We start from the raw sequence: 21,363 nt of genomic DNA, 5'->3' as shown, positions 1-21,363 counted from the left end.
CTCACCCACCGGCTCTCCTAAACACACAGGTGGTCGGTTCAGCCGCCGTCCGCCGGGGGCTCCATGGACTGCAGGGCCTCCTTGGCACGCTTCTCCATCTCGTCCGCGGGGACGTCCTCCACGTGGGTCGCGACGTTCCAGCGGTGGCCGAAGGGGTCCTCGAACTGCCCGGTGCGGTCGCCGTAGAACTCGTCCTTGACCGGGGAGACTTCCGTGGCGCCGAGGGAGAGGGCCATGGCGAAGACGGCGTCGACGTCCTCGACGTACACGTGCAGGGTGACGGGTGTGCCGCCCACCGACTTCGGCGAGCGGAACCCGATGTCCGGGTACTCGTCGGCGAGCATGACGACCGAGTTGCCCAGCTCCAGTTCGGCGTGGCCGATCTTGCCGCCGGGCGCGGGCATTCTCATCTTCTCGACCGCGCCGAGCACGGACACGTAGAAGTCGATCGCGGCCGCGGCTCCGTCGATACAGAGGTAGGGCGTGACCCGCGGATAGCCCTCGGGAATGGGTTGGACGGTCATCGGGCTCCGGCCTTTCCGAACCGTGGCGGTCACCGCCGACCGCCGTCTGCGACCACTGATATCCCGATCCCGCGGGGCGCGCTCGGGCGCCGCGCGGCAGCCCGCGACGGATGCCCCCGAAGAGCCCACGGCTCCCGTTGAAGCGTCGACGGCCCACCGGACCACGCCTGGAGGTGACGACCACGGCCGCGACCGGAACCGGCGGTACGCACCCTTCCGCCGAGTTGTCATGCGCACGTACCGTGTCCCCGGTCCGCAGTCAGGAAGCCAACGGGGGAGAGCGATGCCACCCACACGCTTATCGAGGCGCGCACGATCACTGCTCATCGGCGCGGTCCTGCTCGCGCTGCCGGCGGTCACGGTCACACCGTCGGCCGCCACCGCCCGCGAACATCCCGGGACGCGGGAGAGAGCGGCCCAGGAACGGCCGGATCAGCCCTACCCGAACATCGACGTACGCGGTGACAAGCGCGTCCCGCCCACGGCAGGGCAGTTGCGCGCCGCGCAGGAACTCGACGGCACGGCGATCCGCTGGAGCCGGTTCGGTACGCCGAGGCTGCTCAGCCCGCAGGGCCGCAACGCCCTGACCGCCGCCGGCACCACCGACCCGCGCACCCTCGCACTGAACCACATACGCGACCACGCGGACCTCTACGGCCTCTCCGCCGCAGCGCTGGACGCCCTCGCCGTCGTCAGGTCGTACCGCACCGAACACAACGGTGTACGGCATGTCTTCGTCGGCCAGAACGACCGGGGCGTCCCCGTCCACGGCGCCCGCCTCTCCGTCGCCGTCGACGCGGCCGGCCGCATCCTCACCGTCACCGGCAGCCTCGTCCCGGAGGCCCGCGCCACCGGGACGGTCACCCTCGACAAGAGCGCCGCGCTGGACCTGGCCGCGGCCTCCGTCGGCACCGACACCCCGTCCGGCACCCCCACCGCCACGCGGGTCACTTTCCCGCTCGCCGACGGCACCGCCCGCCCGGCCTGGCGGACCACACTCACCGCCGACAACGACCACCTGTACGACACCGTCGTCGACGCCGGGAACGGCACCGTCCTCCTGCGCACCGACCTCACCAGCAACGAGGGCCCCGAGGGCCGGGTCTTCACCGACCAGAACCCCACCCTCGGCAGCGCGACGACCGTTCCCTTCAGCGGCCTCGGCCGTTCCTGGGTCACCGGCCGGGTCACCACCGGCAACAACGCCGAGGTCTCCCAGGACCTCGACGGCGAGGAGACGCTCGGCCACCAGCCCCAGACCCCGGCCGCCGGAGACCCGGCCTACCAGCACTTCGACCACACCTTCACGGACGCCTTCCGCACCAGCGGCGGCACCGACCTCACCACCGACAGGGACGCGGTCGTCACCCAGGCCTTCTACTACGTCAACCGCATGCACGACCATCTCCACGGACTCGGCTTCGACGAGGCGTCGGGCAACTTCCAGGAGGACAACCTCGGCAACGGCGGCGCAGGTGGCGACCGCGTGCAGGTCTACGTCGACTACGACGCCAACGGGGACTCCGCCTGCAACGCCAACTTCGGCACCCCCGACGACGGCCAGAACCCGACGATGCGGCTCTTCGTCGGGCGTGCCTCCTGCGACAACCACAACATTCACCGAGCCATGAACGGCGACACCATCGCCCACGAGTACAGCCACGGACTGTCCCACCGGCTCGTCGGCGGCGGCGACATGGGCGACGGTGAGCAGACCGGCGCGCTCGGCGAGGGCTGGAGCGACGCTGTGGCCACCTCGCTGTGGAACGACCCGGTGTACGGCGAGTACAACAACGGCCGCGCCACCGGCATCCGCCGTGTCGCGTACAACAACAGCCACCTCACCTACGCCGACCTCTGCGACGACGGCAGCTGCAGCGTGCATGCCGACGGCGAGATCTGGGCCACCACCATGTGGGACATGCGCACCGCGCTCGTCGGCGCGTACGGCTACGCCACCGGAAAGCAGCGGCACGAGCAGCTGATGGTCGACGGAATGAAGCTGACCCCGTCGTCGCCCGACTTCCTGGACGCCCGCGACGGCGTCCTCGCCGCCGACCGCGCCAATCACGGCGGCGCCAACCAGTGTCTGCTCTGGGGCGTGTTCGCCCGCCGGGGCATGGGCGCGAGCGCGACGTCACCGAGCCAGGACCAGGCCAATCCGGCGACCGACTACCCCGCGAGCTGCCGGCCCACCGCCGACGCCGGCGGGCCGTACACCACCAAGGAGGGCGCCGACGTACGGCTCGACGCCGGCGGCTCCACCGTCCCCGGTGGCGGCGGCAGCTACAGCTGGGACTTCGACGGCGACGGCGCCTACGACGACGCGACCGGCGTCAGCCCGCTCTTCGACCGGGTCGGCCAGGACGGCACGTACACCGTCGGCCTGCGTGTCGGCAACGCCGCGGGGGCCGACACCGACACGGCGACCGTGACCGTCGCCAACGTGGCGCCCGCGGTGGCCTTCACCGTCCAGGGCCCGCGCGAGGAGGGCGGCAAGCTCACCGTCTCCGGCACGGTCACCGACCCGGGCTGGCTCGACCCGCTCACCGCCACCATCGACCCCGGCGACGGCAAGCCCGTCTCCCTGCCCGGACAGCTGGAGAACAACCGTCCCGACGCCACCCTCACCTTCAGCCGCGAGCTCGTCTTCGGCGACAACGGCACCTTCACCGTGAAGGTCTGCGGCAGCGACGACGACACCACCACCTGCCGCGAGGCGGCGATCACCGTCGCCAACGTCGACCCGACCGTCACGATCGACAGGACCGATGCCGTGCCGCTCGCGGGCGGCCGGACACTCGTCGTCCACGCGGGCGAGGAGAAGCGGTACGCCGCCCGGCTCACCGACCCCGGCAGCGACGACGAGACCATGAGCTGGGCGTGGGGCGACGGGACACCGGTCACCACGACCACCTCGCTCGTCAACCCGCCGAACCCCGATCCCGCCCGCAGCCCCAGCGTCCAGCCGCGCGACCTGACGGACGCCCGGGCCCACACGTACACCAAGCCCTGCCTGTACGACCTGTCCTTCACGGCGCGCGACGACGACGGCGGTACGGGCACCGACGGAACGCCGGTCATCGTGCAGGGCAACGCCCCGCTGTCGCTGCTCGCCGACGTCTGGTACGTCAAGTACCTGACCGGCGACCTCACCGGGCTCGGCAAGCAGACGCTGGACTGCTATCTGAAGATCGTCCAACACGCGAGCGCGGTGTTCTCCGAGAAGGTCGACGTGTCCACCCAGAGCAAGGCCGCGGACGTCCTCTTCCTCAACCTGCTCCTCGACCCGAAGCGTTCCCTCGACCGCCAACTGCTCGCCGCCTGGCTCAACTTCGCCAACGGAGCCTTCGAGCCGTACGAACTCGTCGACACCGACAGCGACCTGAAGGCGGACACCCCCTTCCTGGAGGCCCTCCAGAACGCCGAGAAGGTACGGCTCGACCCCAACGCCACCAGGCAGCAGCTCTCCGCCCAGGCGGCCATCCTCACCTGCATCAACATCCCGCTCGTATGACAAGGAAGAAACTCCTGCCGCGTGCCGCCGCCGCCCTGATCCTCGGGGTGGCGGCGGCCGCCTGCACCGACGACCCTTCGCCGCCGAACCGACCGACCCCGCCCGCACCCACCTCCACGGCGACGACAGCCAAACCCACACCCAAACCCACACCCAAACCCACACCCACGGAGACATCCGCCCCACCTGTGCTGTCGCCGGCACCGGCGGTCCTCACCCAGGACGACACCGGCCGCACCATCGCGCTCGCCCTCGGCGAGACGACCCAGCTCCGTCTCTCCGGCCGTTGGCGGGAGGCCACCCCGACCGTCGAGGGCACGGCCGTCGTCCTCGTACCGGTCGACCACGAATCCGATCCGGGCTTCCGCGCCTGGGACATCCGCGCCGCCGAACCGGGCGGGGCCGTGCTGCACACGACCCGAGCGCCGGGCTCGCGGCCGCTACGGATCACCTTTCGCGTTCACTGAGGGCGTTCGCCCCTGAGCGCCCCGGGAAGGTCCCCGGTAGCGTGGGCCGAGGGGAGGCGGAGACGAACCGTCGGCGAAGAGATGGGGAAGGCCGATGCCCCTCACCCCGGGAGCACACCGCCCCACCTCGACCGGGTCCCACGGACTCGGCACCTGGCAGGCCGTGGGAATCACCCTGGCCGTTCTCGTCGCCGCCAACCTGGCGATACACCGCTGGACGGGCCTGCCCGGCCTGGTGACGGCCGTCGTGGCCGGTGTCCTGCTCCTGGGTGTGCTCCGGGCGGCCGGCGGTACATGGGCGGACGCGGGCCTGGCGCCCGGCACGCTCGCCCGGGGCGCCCGGTGGGCCATGGCCCTGATCGCTCTGGTCGCCGTCGTCTACCTTGTCGGGGCTCTGCTGCCGGTCACCCGCACGCTCTTCGAGGACCGGAGGTACGCCGACCTGAGCGGCGGCGAGCTGATGATCCGTGTCCTCGTGCTGGTCCCCGTCGGCACGGTCCTGCTGGAGGAGATCGCCTTCCGCGGGGTGCTGTACGGTCTGGTGCTCCGCGCCCGTGGGACGGTGTGGGCGACAACGGTGTCGAGCCTCCTGTTCGGCCTGTGGCACGTCCTGCCGTCCCTGCACCTGGCCACCGCGAAACCCGCTCTGACCACGGTCTTCGGCAACTCCGCGACGGGTGCGGCGCTGGCGGTCCTGGGCGCCGTGCTGTTCACGGCGGCAGCCGGTGTACTGCTCTGCGAACTACGTCGCCGCAGCGGTAGCCTGCTCGCTCCCATGGGCCTGCACTGGGCGGTCAACGCACTCGGGTACCTCGTCGGATACGTGCTGCGCTGACCGCGCGCGCCGGCGTGGGCGCCGTGGCGGTGAGGCTCAGCCCTCCGCCCGGACGATGTCCTTCAGCCGGTCCAGATCCTCCGCCGTGAACCCGGTGGGCCGCATGATGTCGTTCCAGCCGTCGACGTACGCCACCTTGTACGTGTGGCCGTGGCCGTCCGGGACGCCCGTTGAGAACGGCAGATCGGCGGTGACCTGCCAGAAGGTCACGAAGGGAATCCAGACCATCGCTTCGAGCACGTCCTCGCCGGGCGCCTCGCCGATCCAGTCGGGCTCGGAGAAGACCAGGTCGGGGCTCCACCAGACGATCGGATCGGAAGGGTGCATGAGGTACAGCACTCTCGTGCCGTCCCACGGCCGGTCCGCCGGAGGTGTCCCGGTGGCGGGGTCGTCGGTGAACCGGACGGCCCGCCCCTCCTTGTAGACGGGCTCGATCTCGGGACTTCCCGCGTCGCGGTGATCACTGAACTCGCGGAACAGGGTGTTGAAGTTGGGCGGGCCCGCGAACAGGGTGCCGGCCGTGCGGTTGCGCAGGTCGTACTCCCCGCTGAAGGCCGTCTCACCGCCGAACGACCCCAGACTCTCGCCCGCCACGAACAGCCGCGGCCGCTGGTCCTGGGGCAGTTTGGACCAGGTGTCGTAGACCGCGTCGAAGAGTTCGCGCCCGGCCTCACGGGCCTTGGACTGGTCGACGAGGTACGACAGCCACGACGGCAGGTACGAGTACTGCATCGCCACGGTGGCCGAGTCGCCGTTGCCCAGGTACTCGAACGACTCGACCGCGGCGGGATCGACCCAGCCGCTCCCCGTCGTCGTCATCACCAGCAGGTTCTCGCGCTCGAAGCCGCCCGCCCGCCGGAGGTCGGCGACGGCCCGCGCCGCCCGGGTCTCCGCGTCGTCCGCGGTCGCAAGACCGGCGTAGGCCCGGACTGGCTCCTCGGCCGCGCGACCGGTGAACGCGCCGATGTCCCGGGCCGACGGTCCGCTGCCGGCGAAGGCACGGCCCTCCCTGCCCAGCGAGTCCCACGGCACGACAGACCCCGGACCGCCCGACCGCAGGGGCGACGTCGGCTGGTGCACGCCCTCCGGTGTGTGCGTGTCACGCAGCGAGAACGTCTCGTTGGCCGCGTTCACGAGGCCCTGCAACAGCACGCCGGTGAACAGGGACCAGGCGAGGCCCGCCACCAGCAGCCAGCCGACCACCTTCGTCGCCCGCTCGCCGATCCAGCGCCCGAGGAGGCGGGTGGTCCAGTGATACAGGCGCCGGAGCCCCCGCCCGGCCAGCAGCAGGAGCCAGAAGACGAGAGCGGCGACGAACGGGCAGGCGACGGTGGCGAGGACGTTGTAGTCGGTGACCCCCATGAGCCGGCGGATCTCGTGCTGCCAGTACTGACCGAGCCCGAACGACAGGCCGAACAGCACGACCGCGCTGACGAGGAGGACGAGCCACGACCTGCGAGAGGGACTTCGGGCGTCCCGGTCCGCGAAGGCGCGCCACACGTACGCCGCGACCACACCGAGCCCGTAACCGATGGCCGCGGCGATGCCGCACACCAGTCCTTGCAGCACGCCCCCGCGAGGCAGCAGCGACGGAGTGAAGGAAAGGCACGCGAGGACGAGCGCACCCCAGCAACCGGGCAGCGTGAGCCGGGGCAGCCGAAGGCGCTTCCCGTCCGCTGCCGTGCCGCCGGGCCGGTCCACGCGGCTGTCGTCCTCGCGCGGTGTGGGCCCCTCCGACGGAGTCACAGGCGGGTCGTTCGTCATGGCGGTCCTCCGGGACAAGGATCCCAAGGCTCGGCCGCCCCTGCCATTCCGAGCCGACGCCCCTGGAGGCCGTACGGCGCCGACGGCGGCGACCGGCATGGCCACCGCCGTCCCACCCGCGACACGCACGCCGGTCCTCACGCCCCATCCGTCGCGGGAGGCACCGTGGGCGAGTGCGCGGCGGACTACGGAACGGGCCGCGGAGCCGTGAGGAGCCGCCCGTGTCCGAGCGCCTCGACGAGTTCCTCGGCCCGGGGCCACGGTCCGTGCCCGGAGGCCGGATTGAGGTGCCCGACCGGGCCGAGTTCGACCAGGCGGCTCCCCCAGTCCCGCGCGAGCTCGGCGGCGTGTCCCAGGGATCCCAGCGGGTCGTTCGAACCGGCCGCGACGATGCTGGGGAAGGGCAGCCGCCGTCGGGGCACCGGTGTCCAGCCGTGCGTCGCCAGCTCGTCGGGGGTGGGGTAGCCGTCCGGCAGGGGCGTCCCGAAGTCCGGGGGCGCCGCCAGCAGGGCGCCCCGGACGTCCGCGGCGTGCCACTGGGCCCACTGGACCGTGGTCATGACGCCCGCGCTGTGGGCGACGATGATCACGGGTCCGGTGATCCCCACCATCACCTCGACCAGGTTGGCGACGTGGGAGACGCGGCTGAGCCGGTTGTGGAGCAGCGGAGGAACGATGTGGACCGTGCGGCCCGCGTCGTCGAGTCGCTTGCCCAGAATCGTCTGCCAGTGGTTCTCGACGTGTTCCCGCATGCCGGGAACGATGACGACGGTCGGCACGGTGGTTCGTGTCATGAGGACCTCTCCTGTTCTCCGGGTTCCGGCGTCGAGGCGGGCGGGGCGAGTCGGCGGAGATCGCGTTCGTACCATCGCCGCCCGATCAGAAAGGCCGCGGTGGCCGCGATCGCCATGAGCGGGACCAGCTGGAGCGCGCCGAGCAGACCGAGCCGGTCCGCGAGCATTCCCGTGACCGCGGGGCCCGGGGCCAGCCCGAGGAGGCTCTGGGCGAGAGTGAGCGTGGCGAACGCCGTCGCGGCGATGGCCGCGGGGGTCAGATTCGCGACCATGGCCGCTCCGGGCCCGGCCGTACCGGCGCAGAGCAGGGCTCCCAGGGCCAGCACCAGCAGCTGCGCAGGGCCGGCGGGCAGACGGAACGCGGCCGTCAGCAGCACGAGGGAGCCCACGCTGCAGCAGATGGCGACGGACCACTTGCGGATCGGGTCGCGTCGGCTGAACCGGTCAGAGGCGAAGCCGCCGGCGATCATGCCGACCCCGATCACCAGGGCGAAGAGCCCCGCGGTCGCACCGGCCTTCGCGGTCGGCATCTCGTAGTAGCGGTTGAAGTAGCTGGGCAGCCAGGCGATCAGGGCGCCCGCGACGAACAGCTGCAGTCCGCTGCCGATGTAGGCGCTGACCACGGAGACGGAGGAGAACAGCCGCGGCAGGAGCACCCGGAGCCGGGCGGTCGTGCCGGGACCGGCTGCCTGGTCCTCCGTCGGCTCCCTCCCGGGGGCCAGCCTCTTCTCCGTGACCACGACGGCGTAGACGCCGGCGAGCACCAGGCCGAAGACGCCCATGACACCGAAGGCCCAGCGCCAGCCGTACGCCTCGGCCACGGCGCCGCCTATGGAGATGCCCAGGACCGAGCCGAACGCCCCGCCGGCGATGAAGGCCCCGGAGAGCGTCGCCCGCAAGGTACGCGGGAAGACACTGAGCACCACGGCGATGCCCACGCTGCCGTACGCGGCTTCACCGATGCCGACGAAGAGCCTGCCGACGAACATCTGGCCGTAGCTCGCCGCCACCGCACAGCCCAGGGTCGCCAGGCTCCACATCGTCGCCGCGGCGACGAGGGTCCTCACCCTGCCCCACCGGTCGGCCAGCAGCGACAGGGGAAAGGTGAGCAGACCGACCATCAGCGCCACGATGCCGCTGAGGGAGCCCAGTCGGGCGTCCGAGAGCAGCCAGTCCGCCTTCAGCATCGGGAAGACGGCGTTGAGCACCTGCCGGGACATGTAGTCCGAGAGCAGGAGCCCGAAACTCAGTGCAAAGACCACCCAGGCGTAGCTCCGGGTCACGGGCCATTCCGAGGAACGGGATCCGGTACCGGTTCTCTCCGGGGCGGGTGTCGCAGTGGTGAGAAACCCCATTGTCATCACCTCGACTGCTGTTGACGGAAAGGAAGGGTCAGAGGGTGGGAAGGGCCGGAGGGCTGAAGGGCCGGAAGGCCGGCAGGTGCAGCAGGGCGGAGGAGTCAGAAGGGCCTGTCGCCGACGATCCCGGCGCGCTCCATCTTGCGGACGGCGGGCCAGTAGTCCTGGACGGCGTAGTGCTGTGTGGAGCGGTTGTCCCAGATGGCCACGCTGTTCTTCCGCCAGCGCCAGCGGACCTGGTACTCGGGCACCGCGGCCTGGCTGATCAGGTAGTTCAGCAGGTTGCCTGCGCCAGGCGCGAAGTCCTGGCCGAAGCGGACGTTCGCGGGCGTGTGGTAGTTGACGAAGTGGGTCGTGAAGGCGTTGACGAAGAGGATGCTCTCGCCGGTCTCGGGGTGGGTGCGTACGACCGGGTGCTCCGCGTCCGGGAACCGCGCGGCCAGTGCGTGACGCCGCTCCGCGGGCATCACCGCGCCGAAGGTCGCCTCGATGCTGTGCCGGGCGCGCAGGTCCTGGATCTGCTGCCTGACGTGCTCCGGGAGGCGGCGGTGGGCCTCGACCATGTCGACCCAGATTGTGTCGCCGCCGACGGGGGGCGACTCGACGCAGCGCAGTACGGCTCCCATGGATGGGTTCTCGCGCCAGGTGCCGTCGGTGTGGAGAGCGTTCTCGTAGTGCTCGGGCGCGCTGTCCAGGTCCTTGTAGATACGGACCAGGCCCGGGTGGTCCGGGTCGCTGCCCGCCACCGGGTGCTCCTCCAGCGGCCCGAAGCGTTCGGCGAAGGCGACGTGGTCGGCGCGAGTGATGTCCTGGTCGCGCAGGAACAGCACCTTGTACCGCAGAAGCAGGCTCCTGATCTCGGCGAAGAGGTCGTCGTCGCGAGCTGCGTCGGCGAGGCTCACACCGGCGAGCTCGGCGCCGATGGTGCAGGTCAGCGGCTCGACGGTGACAGAGGTGCGGAGCACGTCCGGGCGCACCAGGGCAGGGGTGTGTTCCTTCGGTCGGATGGTCTTGGGCATGATGCTCACTCCTGGGGTGGTGTGGGGCGGCCTCAGAGGACGAAGACGGAGGACCCCGTGGTCCGTCCGGCTTCCAGATCGCGATGTGCCTGTGCGGAGTCCTCGAGGGAGTAGCGCTGATTGATCTCGATCGTGATGCGTCCGGAGGCGACGTGACCGAACAGTTCACCCGCCAGGGCGTCCCGCTCCGAGGGCTCGGCGATGTAGTCGGCCAGCGCCGGACGGGTGACGAAGAGCGAACCCTTCATGGCGAGTTGCATGGCATCGATCGGTGGCACCGGACCGGAGGCCGTACCGAAGCAGACGAGCAGTCCACGACGCGACAGCGACGCCAGCGAGCCGGCGAAGGTGTCCTTGCCGACGCTGTCGAGGACGACCGGCACTCCGGCGCCGTCGGTCAGCTCGCGCACCCGGTCGGCCACGTTCTCGCGCCGGTACTGGATGACGTGCGTACAGCCGTGTGCGCGGGCGATCTCCGCCTTCTCCTCGCTGGACACCGTTCCGATCACGGTGACACCGAGGAGCTTCGCCCACTGACTGACGATCAGACCTACGCCGCCCGCCGCCGCGTGGAGCAGCACGGTGTCACCGGCCCGCAGCGGGTGGATCCGGCGGAGCAGGTACGCCGAGGTCAGGCCGCGCATGGTCATGGCCGCGGCGGTCTCGAAGCCGATCTCGTCCGGCAGCTTGATCAGATGCGAGGCGGGCATGACCCGCTCCGTGCTGTACGCCCCCAGCGGGCTGCCGGTGTAGGTGACACGATCACCTTCGGCGACGTGGGTGACGCCCTCGCCGACGGCCTCGACCACCCCTGAGCCCTCGACGCCGATGCCGTCGGGCAGCCGGACCGGGTAGAGACCCGTACGGAAGTACGTGTCGGCGAAGTTGAGACCGACGGCGACGTGCCGGATGCGCACCTCGCCCGGACCGGGGTCGCCGACGGCGACCTGCTCCCATGTCAGGACATCGGGTCCACCGGTTTCGTGGAAGCGGACGGCGTGGGCCACGGGGTTGCTCCGATCACTCGTGCGTGCGGGCTTGCGAATGGGGCGGGCGGACGGATCAGCGCTCGAGGTCACGGAGCATGAAGCCGCGCTGCCCGGGCCGGCGGTTCGGGACCATGCCGAGGCGGTCGATGGTCTCGTCGGCATCGGCGTAGTACTCGCCGATCTTGTAGATCCTCTTGGCCTCGGTGCCGGTCGCGATGTCCCGTCCCAGGGCGTTCGCGATCCGGACCATCTGCTCGACCTGCTCGACGGAGGACATCCGCTCCCCCTTGCGCCGCCAGAGGTTGTCCTCGTTGCCCACCCGGACGTGCACGCCGAGGGCGATGGCGATCGCGTTCATCGGTGCCACGGCGCGCATGGAGCTCTCGATGGTGAGGACCGCCCCGTCCGGCACGCGGCGGATGAACTCGATCAGGTCGGAGGGGTGCCGCCCGGCGAAACCGCCGCCGATCGCGACGTAGTTGAGGACCAGGGGGCCTGTGTGGACGCCGGCGCGGACGAGCCGCTCGACGGTCTCCAGCTGGGCCATGGTGGCGAGTTGGAAGTGCGGCTGCATGCCGCTCGCGCGCAGGCGCTCGAGGTGTTCCAGGTAGAACTCGGGACCTGCCTCGACGACCATGTCCCGGTAGGCCCGGTAGTACTCCGGCTTCGCGATCGAGGTGCCCTCAAGATCGTCGTCGGTCATGATCTCGACGATGTTCATCTGGCTGGTGTTGATCGCGATGGTCACCTGGTCCGGCGCCGGAGTGACATCGGCCAGGAGGTGCCGGGTGTCGTAGGAGAGCCACTTGGCGTCGCCGCCCTCGCCCTCGGGGGCGAAGGAGATCGAGCCTCCGATCTGCAGGACCATGTCCGGGACCGCCTCGCGCAACCGGCCCATCAGCTCGTTGAACTTGGACATCCGCTTGGAGCCCTTGCCGTCGAGCTCGCGAACGTGGATGTGGAGCACCGTGGCCCCGGCGTTGTAGCAGTCGACGGCCGCCTGGACGTGCTCGTCCATGGTCAGGGGCAGGTCATCGGCGTCGCCGGGCAGCCATTCGGGCCCGTACGGGGCCGCCTGGATGACGAGCTTCTCCTGGTTCTCGGGGAAGAGCGAGTCGTCGTGGAAATGCATGATGCTTCTCCTTCGCGTACGGATGATCACCCGTCGTGGCCGTCTGCGGCTGCCGAGTCGGAGCCAAGGGACGGCAGGGAATGCGCGGGCGCGGGTGGTGGGGAGAACGTCGGGCGCACGGCCCGGGGCGCGATCGGCTTTCCCGGAGCGGAACGAGCTGTGGGGGAACGGCCCGGTTCGCCTCAGGCAGCCGACCACTGTCGGCGGTGCAGCCAAGGTAGGGCCGGGTGAGCACGACTGCTTGACCTACGGTGACGGGCGACTTGTCATTTGGGGACAGCCGTGATCGGTGCGTCGTTCGTGCTCCGTGTCACGGGTGTCAGCCGCGCCCCGGGTCCTGCTTCCGTCCGTTCTCCTTGCGCCATTCCCTCGGGCTGCACCCGAACTGCTGGTGGAACCAGCGGGAGAACGCGCTCAGGGACGAGAAGCCCAGGAGGTCCGAGATCTCGGTCAGTGAACGGCGTGGACTGGCCACGAACTGTTCCGCGAGCCGCGCCCGGGTGGCGTTGAGCAGCGACGAGAACGTCTCTCCCGAGTGGGTGAGATGCCGGTGGACGGTGCGTCGGTCGACGCCGAGGCTGCGGGCGACCTGCTCGATGGAGCATCGGCCGGTGGGCAGCAGTGCCTCGATGAGCTCGCGCACCCGGTCCGCCACCGAGGTGTCCCTGGGCGTGGCGCCGATGGCGTCGAAGTACTGCCGGGCGTAGTGCCGCAGCTGCGGGTCCGCCATGGCGTTGGGGGCGTCGAGGTCGTCGGCGTAGAAGACGATGCCGGTGAACTCGCGGTCGAACTCGAGCCCGGTGCCGAACATACGGCGGTGCTTGGCGGAGTCCGCGGGCGCGCTGTGGGCGAACCACACCGAGACCGACTGCCACCGCGTGTCGAGGAATCCCCGCAGGATGCGCGTGAAGGCACCCACCACCAGTTCGGTGGCCTGACGGGCCGGCGCCGTCTCGCCGAGCCGGAGGTCCACCTTGACGGTGGCCAGGCCGTTCCGCTCGGACAGTCGAGTGTGCAGGAGCTCGTTGTACATGTGCTCGTGGCGCAGCAGCGTTCCCAGCGCACTGCGGACGTCGGGCTCCTCGCGGACGACCAGGCTGATGGGGCCGAGATTGGAGAAGCGGCGCAGCTCGGCCATGCGCAGGCCGAAGTCGTCGTGGTGCGAGGCGGCCGCGGAGAGTTCCAGGAGGCGGACGGCGGCCGGGCCGGAGATCCACCGGTCCTGGACGGCGAGGTCCGCCGTGTCCAGACCCACCTGCTTCATCAGCGCACGCGGATCGATGCCGAGGGAGCGGCTCAGCTCGACGTAGCCGTTCAGCGCTGCCGTACGGACAAGGGGCCTCATGACCATGCTCCTGGGTTCTGGTCCCCAGAAGTTAAGTTTCTCGTCCCCTGACGTCAAGCATCGGGAGCGTGCCCGCCCTAGCATCTCTGCCACACCACCCCGGCGAACGGCACAAGGCGGCGAGTGCGTAGCCGGCACATCGGATATCAGTGGACATGACCGTCGCCCGCACCGTGCCGACGGCCGAGACGAACAGAAGGAGACTGCCGGCATGACCAACCTCGCCGCGTTTCTGGTGAACTCCGCGGCTGCCCGTCGCGATCAGGTCGCCGTGCGCCACGACGACACCGCCCTGACCTACGGCGAACTGGACGACGCGAGCGCCAGGTTCGCCACGGTGCTGCGCGACCGCGGCGTGCGGTCGGGTGACCGCGTGGCCATGACCATGCCGAACGTGCCGCTGTTCCCCGTCGTCTACTACGGGATCCTGCGGGCCGGGGGAGTGGTCGTCCCGATGAACCCCCTTCTCAAGGCCCGCGAGGTGGCGTACGTCCTGCGCGACTCCGGGGCCCGGATCACGGTGACGTCCCCACAGTTCGCGGAGGAGGTCGCGAAGGCCGCTGTCGAAGTGGGAGCCGACTGCCTCGCGACGGAGCCCGCGGCCTTCCACGATCTGCTCACCGCTGCCGAACCGCTCCCCGGCATCGTCGACCGGGCGAAGGGGGACCCTGCGCTGATCCTCTACACCTCGGGCACCACCGGCACACCCAAGGGAGCGGAGCTGACCCACGGCAACCTGGTCTCGAACACGGCCACCACCGCCGAGACGCTGTTGCGGGTCGGCCCGGACGACGTGCTGTTCGGCGCTCTGCCGCTGTTCCACGCCTTCGGGCAGACCTGTGGGCTCAACACCTCCGTCGCCGCGGGGGCGACGTTGACCCTGCTGTCCCGCTTCGATCCCCAGCGGGCGCTGGAGGTCATGCGCCGGGACGGGGTCACCGTGTTCCTCGGCGTGCCGACGATGTACTCGGCGCTGCTCCACGCCCAACTCCCCGACGGCTTCGACACCTCGCGGCTGCGCCTCGCCGTCTCGGGAGGTGCCGCGATTCCCGTCGAGGTGCTGCACGGATTCGAGCAGCGCTTCGGGGCCCCGGTGCTGGAGGGATACGGGCTGTCCGAGACGTCACCGGTGGCCGCCTTCAACCACCCGGACCGTCCGCGCAAGGCCGGCTCCATCGGGATCCCGATCCGGGGAGTCGAGATGAAGCTCGTCGCGGAGGACGGCTCCGCGGTGGGCCCGGGCGAGATCGGCGAGATCGCGATCCGCGGCGAGAACGTGATGAAGGGCTACGTCAACCGCCCGGAGGCGACCGCGGAGGCAGTGCGCGGCGGATGGTTCCACACCGGCGATCTGGCCCGCGTCGACGAGGAAGGGTTCTACTTCGTCGTCGACCGCAAGAAGGACTTGATCATCCGGGGCGGCTACAACGTATACCCGCGTGAGATCGAGGAGGTCCTGTACGAGCACCCCGCCGTGGCCGAGGTCGCGGTGGTCGGCGTGCCGCACGACGTGCACGGCGAGGAGGTCGCGGCGGTCATCGTCCCCCGCGAGGGCGCCGATGTGACGGCCGAGGAGATCCGTGAGTACGTCAAGGAACGGATGGCGGCGTACAAGTAACCGCGGATCGTCACCTTCCTGGCCGAACTTCCCAAGAGCCCCACGGGGAAGATCCTCAAGCGCGAAATTGTCGTCTCGCCCTCGTGAGGCGGCAGGGCGAACGGGCGGGCGCGCGGATCCGACGACCCACCCGTCCGTCCGGGCGCTACGCGGAAGCCCTGCCCGCGGCCCCGCCGTTCGTGGGCGGGTACGCGGGTCGCTGCGGTATCGACGCGGAGCCGTGGGGCGAGGGCAGGGGCGGGAGGGACGGCTGATACAGCCAGGCCGTGAGCAGTTCGTCCACCGGCTCGTCCGCGTAGCGGGTCACATGGGCGGTGAAGCCCGCGGTGGTCACCACGCCGTGGCGATGCAGGGTGGCCCAGTCGCGCAGCATGCGGAAGAAGGCGCCGTCGCCCAGGGCGCAGCGGACCGCGTGCACGGTGAGACCACCGCGCTCGTACAGGCGGTCGTCGAACATCAGCTTGCGACCGGGATCGGCGAGCTTCAGGTCCTGCGGCTGCCCGGCCAGCATCCGGTGCGCGGCGGCCGCCAACTCCTGCGCGGTACGGCCGCCGGAGCGCTCCGACCAGAGCCACTCGGCGTACTTGGCCAGGCCCTCGTTCAGCCAGATGTGCCGCCAGTCGGCGATGGTCACGCTGTTGCCGAACCACTGATGCGCGAGCTCGTGGGCGACGAGGCGCTCCGAACCGCGCGCGCCGTCGACATGGTTGGTGCCGAAGAGGGAGAGACCCTGGGCCTCGACCGGGACGTCCAGTTCCTCGTCGGCGACGACCACCACGTACTCGCCGAACGGATAGGCGCCGAAGAGTTCCTCGAACAGCTGCATCATGGCGGGCTGCCGGGCGAAGTCTCGGGAGAAGCGGGGCAGGAGATGCGCCGGCACATGGGCGCTCTGCGGCACACCACCGAGCCCGGGGTCCCCGAGCAGCACCGTCTGGTGCATGCCGATGGAGAGTCCGACCAGATAGCTGGAGGTGGGAGCGGACTGTTCGTACACCCAGGTGGTCGTGCTGGCCTTGGTCGTACGGGTGAGCAGCCGGCCGCCCGCCACCACGGTGTACGCGGAAGGGGTGTTGACCGAGATCTGGTACGAGGCCTTGTCGGCGGGCCGGTCGTTGCAGGGGTACCAGGAGGGGGCGCCGACGGGCTGGCTGGCCACCAGCGCGCCGTCCGTCAGCTCTTCCCAGCCGAGTCCGCCCCAGGGGCTGCGGACCGGCTTGGGGTTGCCCGCGTAGTGCACCTCCACCGTGAAGGCGGCACCCGCGGGCAGCGGCTTGGCCGGCCGGACGCGGAGCTTGCCGCCGCGGTGGGCGTAGTGCGGCGCCCGGCCGTCCACGAGGATCCGGCCGACCTTGAACTCGGCGAGGTTGAGGTGGAACTCGGTGAGCGGTGCCCGCCCGGCGATCGCGCTGAGCCGCGCCGTCCCGGCCAGCCGGTTGGGGCCGGGACGGTACTCCAGAGCGAGTTCGTACCGATGCACGCGGTACCGGGAGTCGCCGTGGTCCGGAAAGTACGGGTCCGATGCCGTTGTCCGCTCGCCGCTCACTGCCGCTCCCGCTCCCTGCCCTGTGCTGTGCTCGTGCCGACCGTTCAGGCCCGCCACGCCTCGATCGGATTGCCCAGCCAGCGGGTGTCGTCGGGGACCGATTCCCCGGCCATCACGAGAGAGGCCGGACCCAGCGTGCTGCGGGCCCCGACCGTACTGCCGGGCAGGACGATTCCGCCCGGGCCCAGGGTGGCGCCCTCGCGGAGGACCACAGTATCCGTCCTCAAGATCCGGTCGTGGAAGAGGTGCGTCTGCAACACACAGCCGCGGTTCACGCTGACCGCGTCGCCCAGCACGACCAGGTCCGTCTCGGGCAGCCAGTAGCTCTCGCACCACACGCCCCGGCCGATCCGTGCCCCGAGCCCGCGCAGCCACAGGGCGAGGAGCGGCGTCCCCGGCACCGATCCGATCAGCCACGGCACGGCGAGCACCTCGACGAAGGTGTCGGCCAGTTCGTTGCGCCACACGAAGCCGGACCAGAGCGGGTGCTCGCCCGTCCGGTGCCGGCCCACCAGCAGCCACTTGGCGGCCACAGAGACCAGGCACGCGGCCGCACCGGCGGCGAGGAGCACCGCCCCGGACAGCAGCGCGGTGCCCCGGATCCCCAGACCGTCCGTCGCGGCCAGCGCGCAGAGCGCCGCCACGGTCAGGACCGCCAGGGCGGCCGAACAGAACACCGGAACGAGCCGGCACAGCTCCACCAGACCACGCGCCCACAGCAGACGCGCCGGCGGGTCGTACGTCCTGCTCCGGTCGGAATCGGCTGCGGACCGCGGCAGCTTGACCGGGGGCAGACCCAGGTACGAACTGCCCTTCTTGGCCTTCTTCGGCGTCGCGGACAACACCCCGACCAGGCCGTCGTCCGGCACCGTGCGGCCCGGCGCGGTCATGCCGGAGTTGCCGAGGAACGCCCGGCGACCGATCTCCGAATGCCCGATCCGCACCCAGCCACCGCCCAGTTCGTAGGGCGCGGTCAGGGTGTCGTCGGCGAGGAACGCGCCCTCGCCGACGGTGGTCAGGCTCGGCAGAGCGAGCACCGTCGACACCTCCGCGCCCCGGCCGACCTTCATCCCGAGCAGCCGCAGCCAGACCGGAGTGATCAGCCCGGCGTAGAGGGGGAAGAGCGTCTCCCGCGCCAGGTCCATCAGCTGGGTGACGGTCCACGCCTGCCAGGCGACCCGGCTGTGCGTCGGATGGCTTCCGGTGCGCAGCCCGAGGCTGAGCAGCCGTACCGAGGCCAGCACCAGCGACGCGTACGCGAACCCGTAGGCGAGCGCCCCGGGCACCACGGCGAGCAGCGCTCCCGGCAAGGCCTCGGCGAGCCCGGCGCCGGCGGGCACGAAGCGGCTCACGACCAACAGGGCCGGCAGGGCGGCGAGCACGGGCAGAGCCGAGAGGAAGAAGCCGGTCGCACCATATATGGCGCGCCAGCGGACCGTGCGTGCCGGCCGCTCGTTGGGCCAGTTCCGCTTGGCCCTGCCGAGCTTGCCCGCGGGCGCTCCGGCCCAGCGCTGTCCGGTCGGGATCTGTCCGGCCACGGCGGAGCCGGGAGCCACCTCGGCCCGCTTGCCGACCCGCGCTCCGGGGAACAGCAGGCTGCGGGTGCCGACCACCGCGCCCGCCCCGACCTTGACCGGGCCGATCTCCAGCCGGTCGCCGTCCAGCCAGTAGCCGGAGAGGTCCACCTCGGACTCCACGGCGCAGCCGCGCCCGAGCTTGAGCATGCCTGTGACCGGCGGCAGCGAGTGGAGGTCCACGTCGGGGCCGACCTTGGCGCCGAGAGCCCGTGCGTACCGCTCCAGCCAGGAACCGGTGAGCGAGGTCGCGCCGACGCACTCGGCAAGACGCTCGGCCGTCCACAGCCGCAGATGGACGCTTCCGCCGCGCGGATGGCGTCCCGCCTTCACCCGGCGCAGCAGCAGCCGTGCGCCGCCCGCCGCGATCGCGAGCCGGCCGGGCGGGCTGAAGAGCAGCACCGCGCCGGCCGCGACGAGCCACCACGAGGCGGTCGGCGCCCACGGGTAGGGCCCGAACCGGTGCAGTACGTTGCCCAGGGCGAGGAGCGCCACCGTCCAGCGCAGCCCGACCACGGTGAAGAGCGGGAGCAGCAGAACGGTCTGTGCGAGCCCGGACCGGAACGGAACCGGTGCCACGGTGCGGGCGGCGCTGTCGTCCTGGACGGACTTCTCCAGGTGCCGGGCCAGCTTGCGCAGGGTCGGCTGCTGATAGATGTCGACGACGGCAGCGCTCGGATAGCGCGTGCGCAGCCGGGTGGTGAGCTGCGCGGCGGCGAGGCTGCTGCCGCCGATCGCGAAGAAGTCGTCGGTGGCGCTGGTGACGGTCACCCCGAGGGCCTCGCTCCACTGCTCGGCGAGCCATGCCTCGGTGCCGTACAGCTGCTCGGCGGGACCGGTGCTCTCCAGCTCGGGCAGAGGCCAGGGCAGCGCGTCCCGGTCCACCTTGCCGGAGGTACGGGTGGGTAGTTCGTCGACCGGCGCGAGCAGCGGCACGAGGGCGGCGGGGAGTTCGGCGCGCAGCCGCTCGACCGCCGCCGCGTGGTCCCAGCCGTCCTGGGTGACGAGGTAGCCCACGAGCAGCTGGTTGCCGCCGCGCGCGGTGCGGACGGCGGCGGCCGCGCCGGCGACGCAGGGCAGGGCCTGCAGCGCGGCGTCCACCTCGCCCAGCTCGATGCGGCGGCCGCCCAGCTTGATCTGCTCGTCGCCGCGGCCGAGGAAGACCAGACCCTCCGGCTCGGCGCGGACGAGGTCGCCGCTGCGGTAGGCGCGTTCCCAGCCGAGGGATTCCAGCGGGGCGTACTTCTCGGCGTCCTTCTCGGGATCGAGGTAGCGGGCGAGTCCGACGCCGCCGATCACCAACTGGCCGCTGCCGCCCATCGGCACCGGCTCGCCGGACTCGTCGACCACGGCCAGTTCCCAGCCGTTCAGCGGGAGACCGATCCGGATGGGCTCCTCACCGGTCAGGAGGGAGGCACAGGCGACGACGGTGGCTTCGGTGGGGCCGTACGTGTTCCAGACCTCGCGGCCCTCGGTGACCAGACGCTGGGTCAGCTCGGGCGGACAGGCCTCGCCGCCGAAGATCAGCAGCCGGACCTCGTCGAGTGCCTCCGGCTCCCAGAGCGCGGCGAGGGTCGGCACGGTGGAGACCACGGTGATCTCCTGCTCCACCAGCCAGGGGCCGAGGTCGGCGCCGCTGCGCACCTGGGACCGGGGGACGGGCACGAGGCAGGCGCCGTAGCGCCAGGCCAGCCACATCTCCTCGCAGGAGGCGTCGAACGCGACGGAGAGTCCTGCCATGACCCGGTCGCCGGGGCCGATCGGCTCCTCGACGAGGAAGAGTGCGGCCTCGGCGTCCACGAACGCGGCGGCGCTGCGGTGGCTGACGGCGACGCCCTTGGGCCTGCCCGTGGACCCGGAGGTGAAAATGATCCACGCGTCGTGCTCGGGGCCGGGCCGGGTGGCCGGGGCGCGGTCCCCCGTGCGCCCGGTGACGTCGACGCGCTGCGCGGCGCCGAGGACGGCGCGCACGCCGGCCTCGCCGAAGACCAACTCGGCCCGCTCGTCCGGATCCTCGGCATCGACCGGCACATAGGCGGCGCCCGCGGCGAGTACGGCGAGGATGGACACGTACAGCTCGTTGGTCCCGGAGGGCACGCGGACGCCGACCCGGTCGCCGAGCCCGACTCCGGCGGCCGCCAGTCCACGCCGACGACGCTCGACCTCCGCGGCCAGCGCCCGGTACGTCAGCCGGGTGGCACCGTCGTCCAGGGCGAGTTCGTCGGGGTGGGCCCGTACGGATGCCTCGAAGATGTCGACGAGGGTGCGCACCGGGGCCGCGGGACCGGCCGAGAACCGGGCGGACTTGCCGGACTCCTCCCAGGCGTCCCCGTCGTCGAGCAGAGTGATCTCACCGCGCTCAGGTGTGGCTGCCATCGGACCTCGCGTCTCGTACCCGGCAACGTCCGGGTCGCCGGGGGAGCCCGGGTCTGCCCAGGTTGTTCCGTTCCGGCGCCAAACAGCCCGCCAGTCTAATGCGTCGGCAAGGATTTCCCGGTCCATGTCTTGCGCGTGGCCGGTAAAGAGCGGTATTGGAGGCGGCGGCGCGGGGCCGGGAATCGGCCCCGGTCGCGAGCCGGCGGGGGTCGGGAATCGCCCCCGCGCGCCGACCGGTTGCGGTCGGCCCACCGAGGTGGTTGCCGGCCTCGGCGGCCTTACCGTGCTGCGCTGTCGTCCACCTTCCTGGACGGCCTTCGGGAGCGGGCGGGTCGGCCCACCACGGCCCCGGGCCGGTGCGCGTCAGCGCTACGGGACGTCGGCGCCGCGCGGGCGCCAATGTGCGCTCTGCCGAGTGCTCGTCCGTGCGGGGGCGTTGCGGGGTCGTTGCAAGGTCACCCCCTGGGATCTCCGCGTGGCATGCCCCTGTGCCGACGCCAGGGAG

Annotated in this window: 13 protein-coding genes and 1 pseudogene; 4 read left to right on the top strand and 10 right to left on the bottom strand. The window is 71.3% G+C overall.

Features of this window, described 5'->3' with window-relative positions; translation table 11 throughout:
* Positions 1-38 precede the first annotated feature (38 nt).
* Positions 39-524, bottom strand: a complete 486-nt coding sequence (locus tag ACFC0D_RS34745; protein WP_376444987.1) for a VOC family protein — start codon at positions 522-524, stop codon at positions 39-41.
* Positions 525-807: 283 nt separating this feature from the next.
* Between ACFC0D_RS34745 and ACFC0D_RS34740 the strand changes: the two genes are divergently transcribed.
* The 3 genes from ACFC0D_RS34740 (at position 808) to ACFC0D_RS34730 (ending at position 5,343) form a co-directional block, all read left to right on the top strand.
* Positions 808-4,041, top strand: a complete 3,234-nt coding sequence (locus ACFC0D_RS34740) for a M36 family metallopeptidase (protein WP_376444984.1) — start codon at positions 808-810, stop codon at positions 4,039-4,041.
* Positions 4,038-4,508, top strand: coding sequence for a hypothetical protein (locus tag ACFC0D_RS34735; RefSeq protein WP_376444981.1), 471 nt, complete (start codon positions 4,038-4,040; stop codon positions 4,506-4,508). Before ACFC0D_RS34740 ends, ACFC0D_RS34735 begins: the two co-directional genes overlap by 4 nt.
* A 94-nt stretch (positions 4,509-4,602) precedes the next feature.
* On the top strand, positions 4,603-5,343 hold the full coding sequence (locus ACFC0D_RS34730; protein ID WP_376444978.1) for a lysostaphin resistance A-like protein: 741 nt from the start codon (positions 4,603-4,605) through the stop codon (positions 5,341-5,343).
* Between the two features lie 36 nt (positions 5,344-5,379).
* Here ACFC0D_RS34730 and ACFC0D_RS34725 read toward each other — a convergent pair whose 3' ends face one another.
* The 7 genes from ACFC0D_RS34725 to ACFC0D_RS34695 all read right to left on the bottom strand — a co-directional run bounded on the left by ACFC0D_RS34725 (position 5,380) and on the right by ACFC0D_RS34695 (position 13,744).
* On the bottom strand, positions 5,380-7,107 hold the full coding sequence (locus ACFC0D_RS34725; RefSeq protein ID WP_376444975.1) for an alpha/beta hydrolase: 1,728 nt from the start codon (positions 7,105-7,107) through the stop codon (positions 5,380-5,382).
* Positions 7,108-7,292: 185 nt separating this feature from the next.
* Positions 7,293-7,901: an RBBP9/YdeN family alpha/beta hydrolase gene (locus ACFC0D_RS34720; RefSeq protein WP_376444971.1), complete on the bottom strand. Its 609-nt coding sequence runs from the start codon at positions 7,899-7,901 to the stop codon at positions 7,293-7,295.
* Positions 7,898-9,184, bottom strand: coding sequence for an MFS transporter (locus ACFC0D_RS34715; RefSeq protein WP_376444968.1), 1,287 nt, complete (start codon positions 9,182-9,184; stop codon positions 7,898-7,900). Before ACFC0D_RS34715 ends, ACFC0D_RS34720 begins: the two co-directional genes overlap by 4 nt.
* A gap of 176 nt (positions 9,185-9,360) precedes the next feature.
* On the bottom strand, positions 9,361-10,278 hold the full coding sequence (locus ACFC0D_RS34710) for a TauD/TfdA dioxygenase family protein (RefSeq protein WP_376444966.1): 918 nt from the start codon (positions 10,276-10,278) through the stop codon (positions 9,361-9,363).
* 32 nt (positions 10,279-10,310) lie between these two features.
* Complete coding sequence (locus tag ACFC0D_RS34705) at positions 10,311-11,285, bottom strand: quinone oxidoreductase (protein ID WP_376444963.1); 975 nt, start codon at positions 11,283-11,285, stop codon at positions 10,311-10,313.
* Between the two features lie 55 nt (positions 11,286-11,340).
* Positions 11,341-12,399: a 3-keto-5-aminohexanoate cleavage protein gene (locus ACFC0D_RS34700; RefSeq protein ID WP_376444960.1), complete on the bottom strand. Its 1,059-nt coding sequence runs from the start codon at positions 12,397-12,399 to the stop codon at positions 11,341-11,343.
* Positions 12,400-12,718: 319 nt separating this feature from the next.
* The gene (locus tag ACFC0D_RS34695; protein WP_376444957.1) at positions 12,719-13,744 is read right to left on the bottom strand and encodes an AraC family transcriptional regulator; all 1,026 of its coding nucleotides are present in this window, start codon (positions 13,742-13,744) and stop codon (positions 12,719-12,721) included.
* A 211-nt stretch (positions 13,745-13,955) separates the two neighbouring features.
* Between ACFC0D_RS34695 and ACFC0D_RS34690 the strand changes: the two are divergent.
* Positions 13,956-15,449 (top strand): annotated as a pseudogene (locus ACFC0D_RS34690) (long-chain fatty acid--CoA ligase).
* Positions 15,450-15,507: 58 nt separating this feature from the next.
* Here the strand turns inward: ACFC0D_RS34690 and ACFC0D_RS34685 are convergent.
* Positions 15,508-16,908, bottom strand: coding sequence for a M1 family metallopeptidase (locus ACFC0D_RS34685; protein ID WP_376444955.1), 1,401 nt, complete (start codon positions 16,906-16,908; stop codon positions 15,508-15,510).
* Between the two features lie 44 nt (positions 16,909-16,952).
* Entirely contained in the window at positions 16,953-20,858 is a 3,906-nt protein-coding gene (locus tag ACFC0D_RS34680) for a Pls/PosA family non-ribosomal peptide synthetase (RefSeq protein ID WP_376444953.1), read from the bottom strand.
* Positions 20,859-21,363: the final 505 nt, after the last annotated feature.

It is taken from the genome of Streptomyces sp. NPDC056222 (assembly GCF_042264065.1).
Taxonomy (GTDB): Bacteria; Actinomycetota; Actinomycetes; order Streptomycetales; family Streptomycetaceae; genus Streptomyces.
The sequence above is the reverse complement of the archived record's forward strand: the minus strand, read 5'-3'. Positions and strand labels throughout refer to the sequence as shown.

Bases quoted from the DNA above. Each gene is read 5' to 3' on its own strand.
- ACFC0D_RS34680 (WP_376444953.1), bottom strand. From the start codon at position 20,858: ATGGCAGCCACACCTGAGCGCGGTGAGATCACTCTGCTCGACGACGGG.
- ACFC0D_RS34735 (WP_376444981.1), top strand. From the start codon at position 4,038: ATGACAAGGAAGAAACTCCTGCCGCGTGCCGCCGCCGCCCTGATCCTC.
- ACFC0D_RS34745 (WP_376444987.1), bottom strand. From the start codon at position 524: ATGACCGTCCAACCCATTCCCGAGGGCTATCCGCGGGTCACGCCCTAC.
- ACFC0D_RS34725 (WP_376444975.1), bottom strand. From the start codon at position 7,107: ATGACGAACGACCCGCCTGTGACTCCGTCGGAGGGGCCCACACCGCGC.
- ACFC0D_RS34740 (WP_376444984.1), top strand. From the start codon at position 808: ATGCCACCCACACGCTTATCGAGGCGCGCACGATCACTGCTCATCGGC.
- ACFC0D_RS34730 (WP_376444978.1), top strand. From the start codon at position 4,603: ATGCCCCTCACCCCGGGAGCACACCGCCCCACCTCGACCGGGTCCCAC.
- ACFC0D_RS34720 (WP_376444971.1), bottom strand. From the start codon at position 7,901: ATGACACGAACCACCGTGCCGACCGTCGTCATCGTTCCCGGCATGCGG.
- ACFC0D_RS34700 (WP_376444960.1), bottom strand. From the start codon at position 12,399: ATGCATTTCCACGACGACTCGCTCTTCCCCGAGAACCAGGAGAAGCTC.
- ACFC0D_RS34695 (WP_376444957.1), bottom strand. From the start codon at position 13,744: ATGAGGCCCCTTGTCCGTACGGCAGCGCTGAACGGCTACGTCGAGCTG.
- ACFC0D_RS34710 (WP_376444966.1), bottom strand. From the start codon at position 10,278: ATGCCCAAGACCATCCGACCGAAGGAACACACCCCTGCCCTGGTGCGC.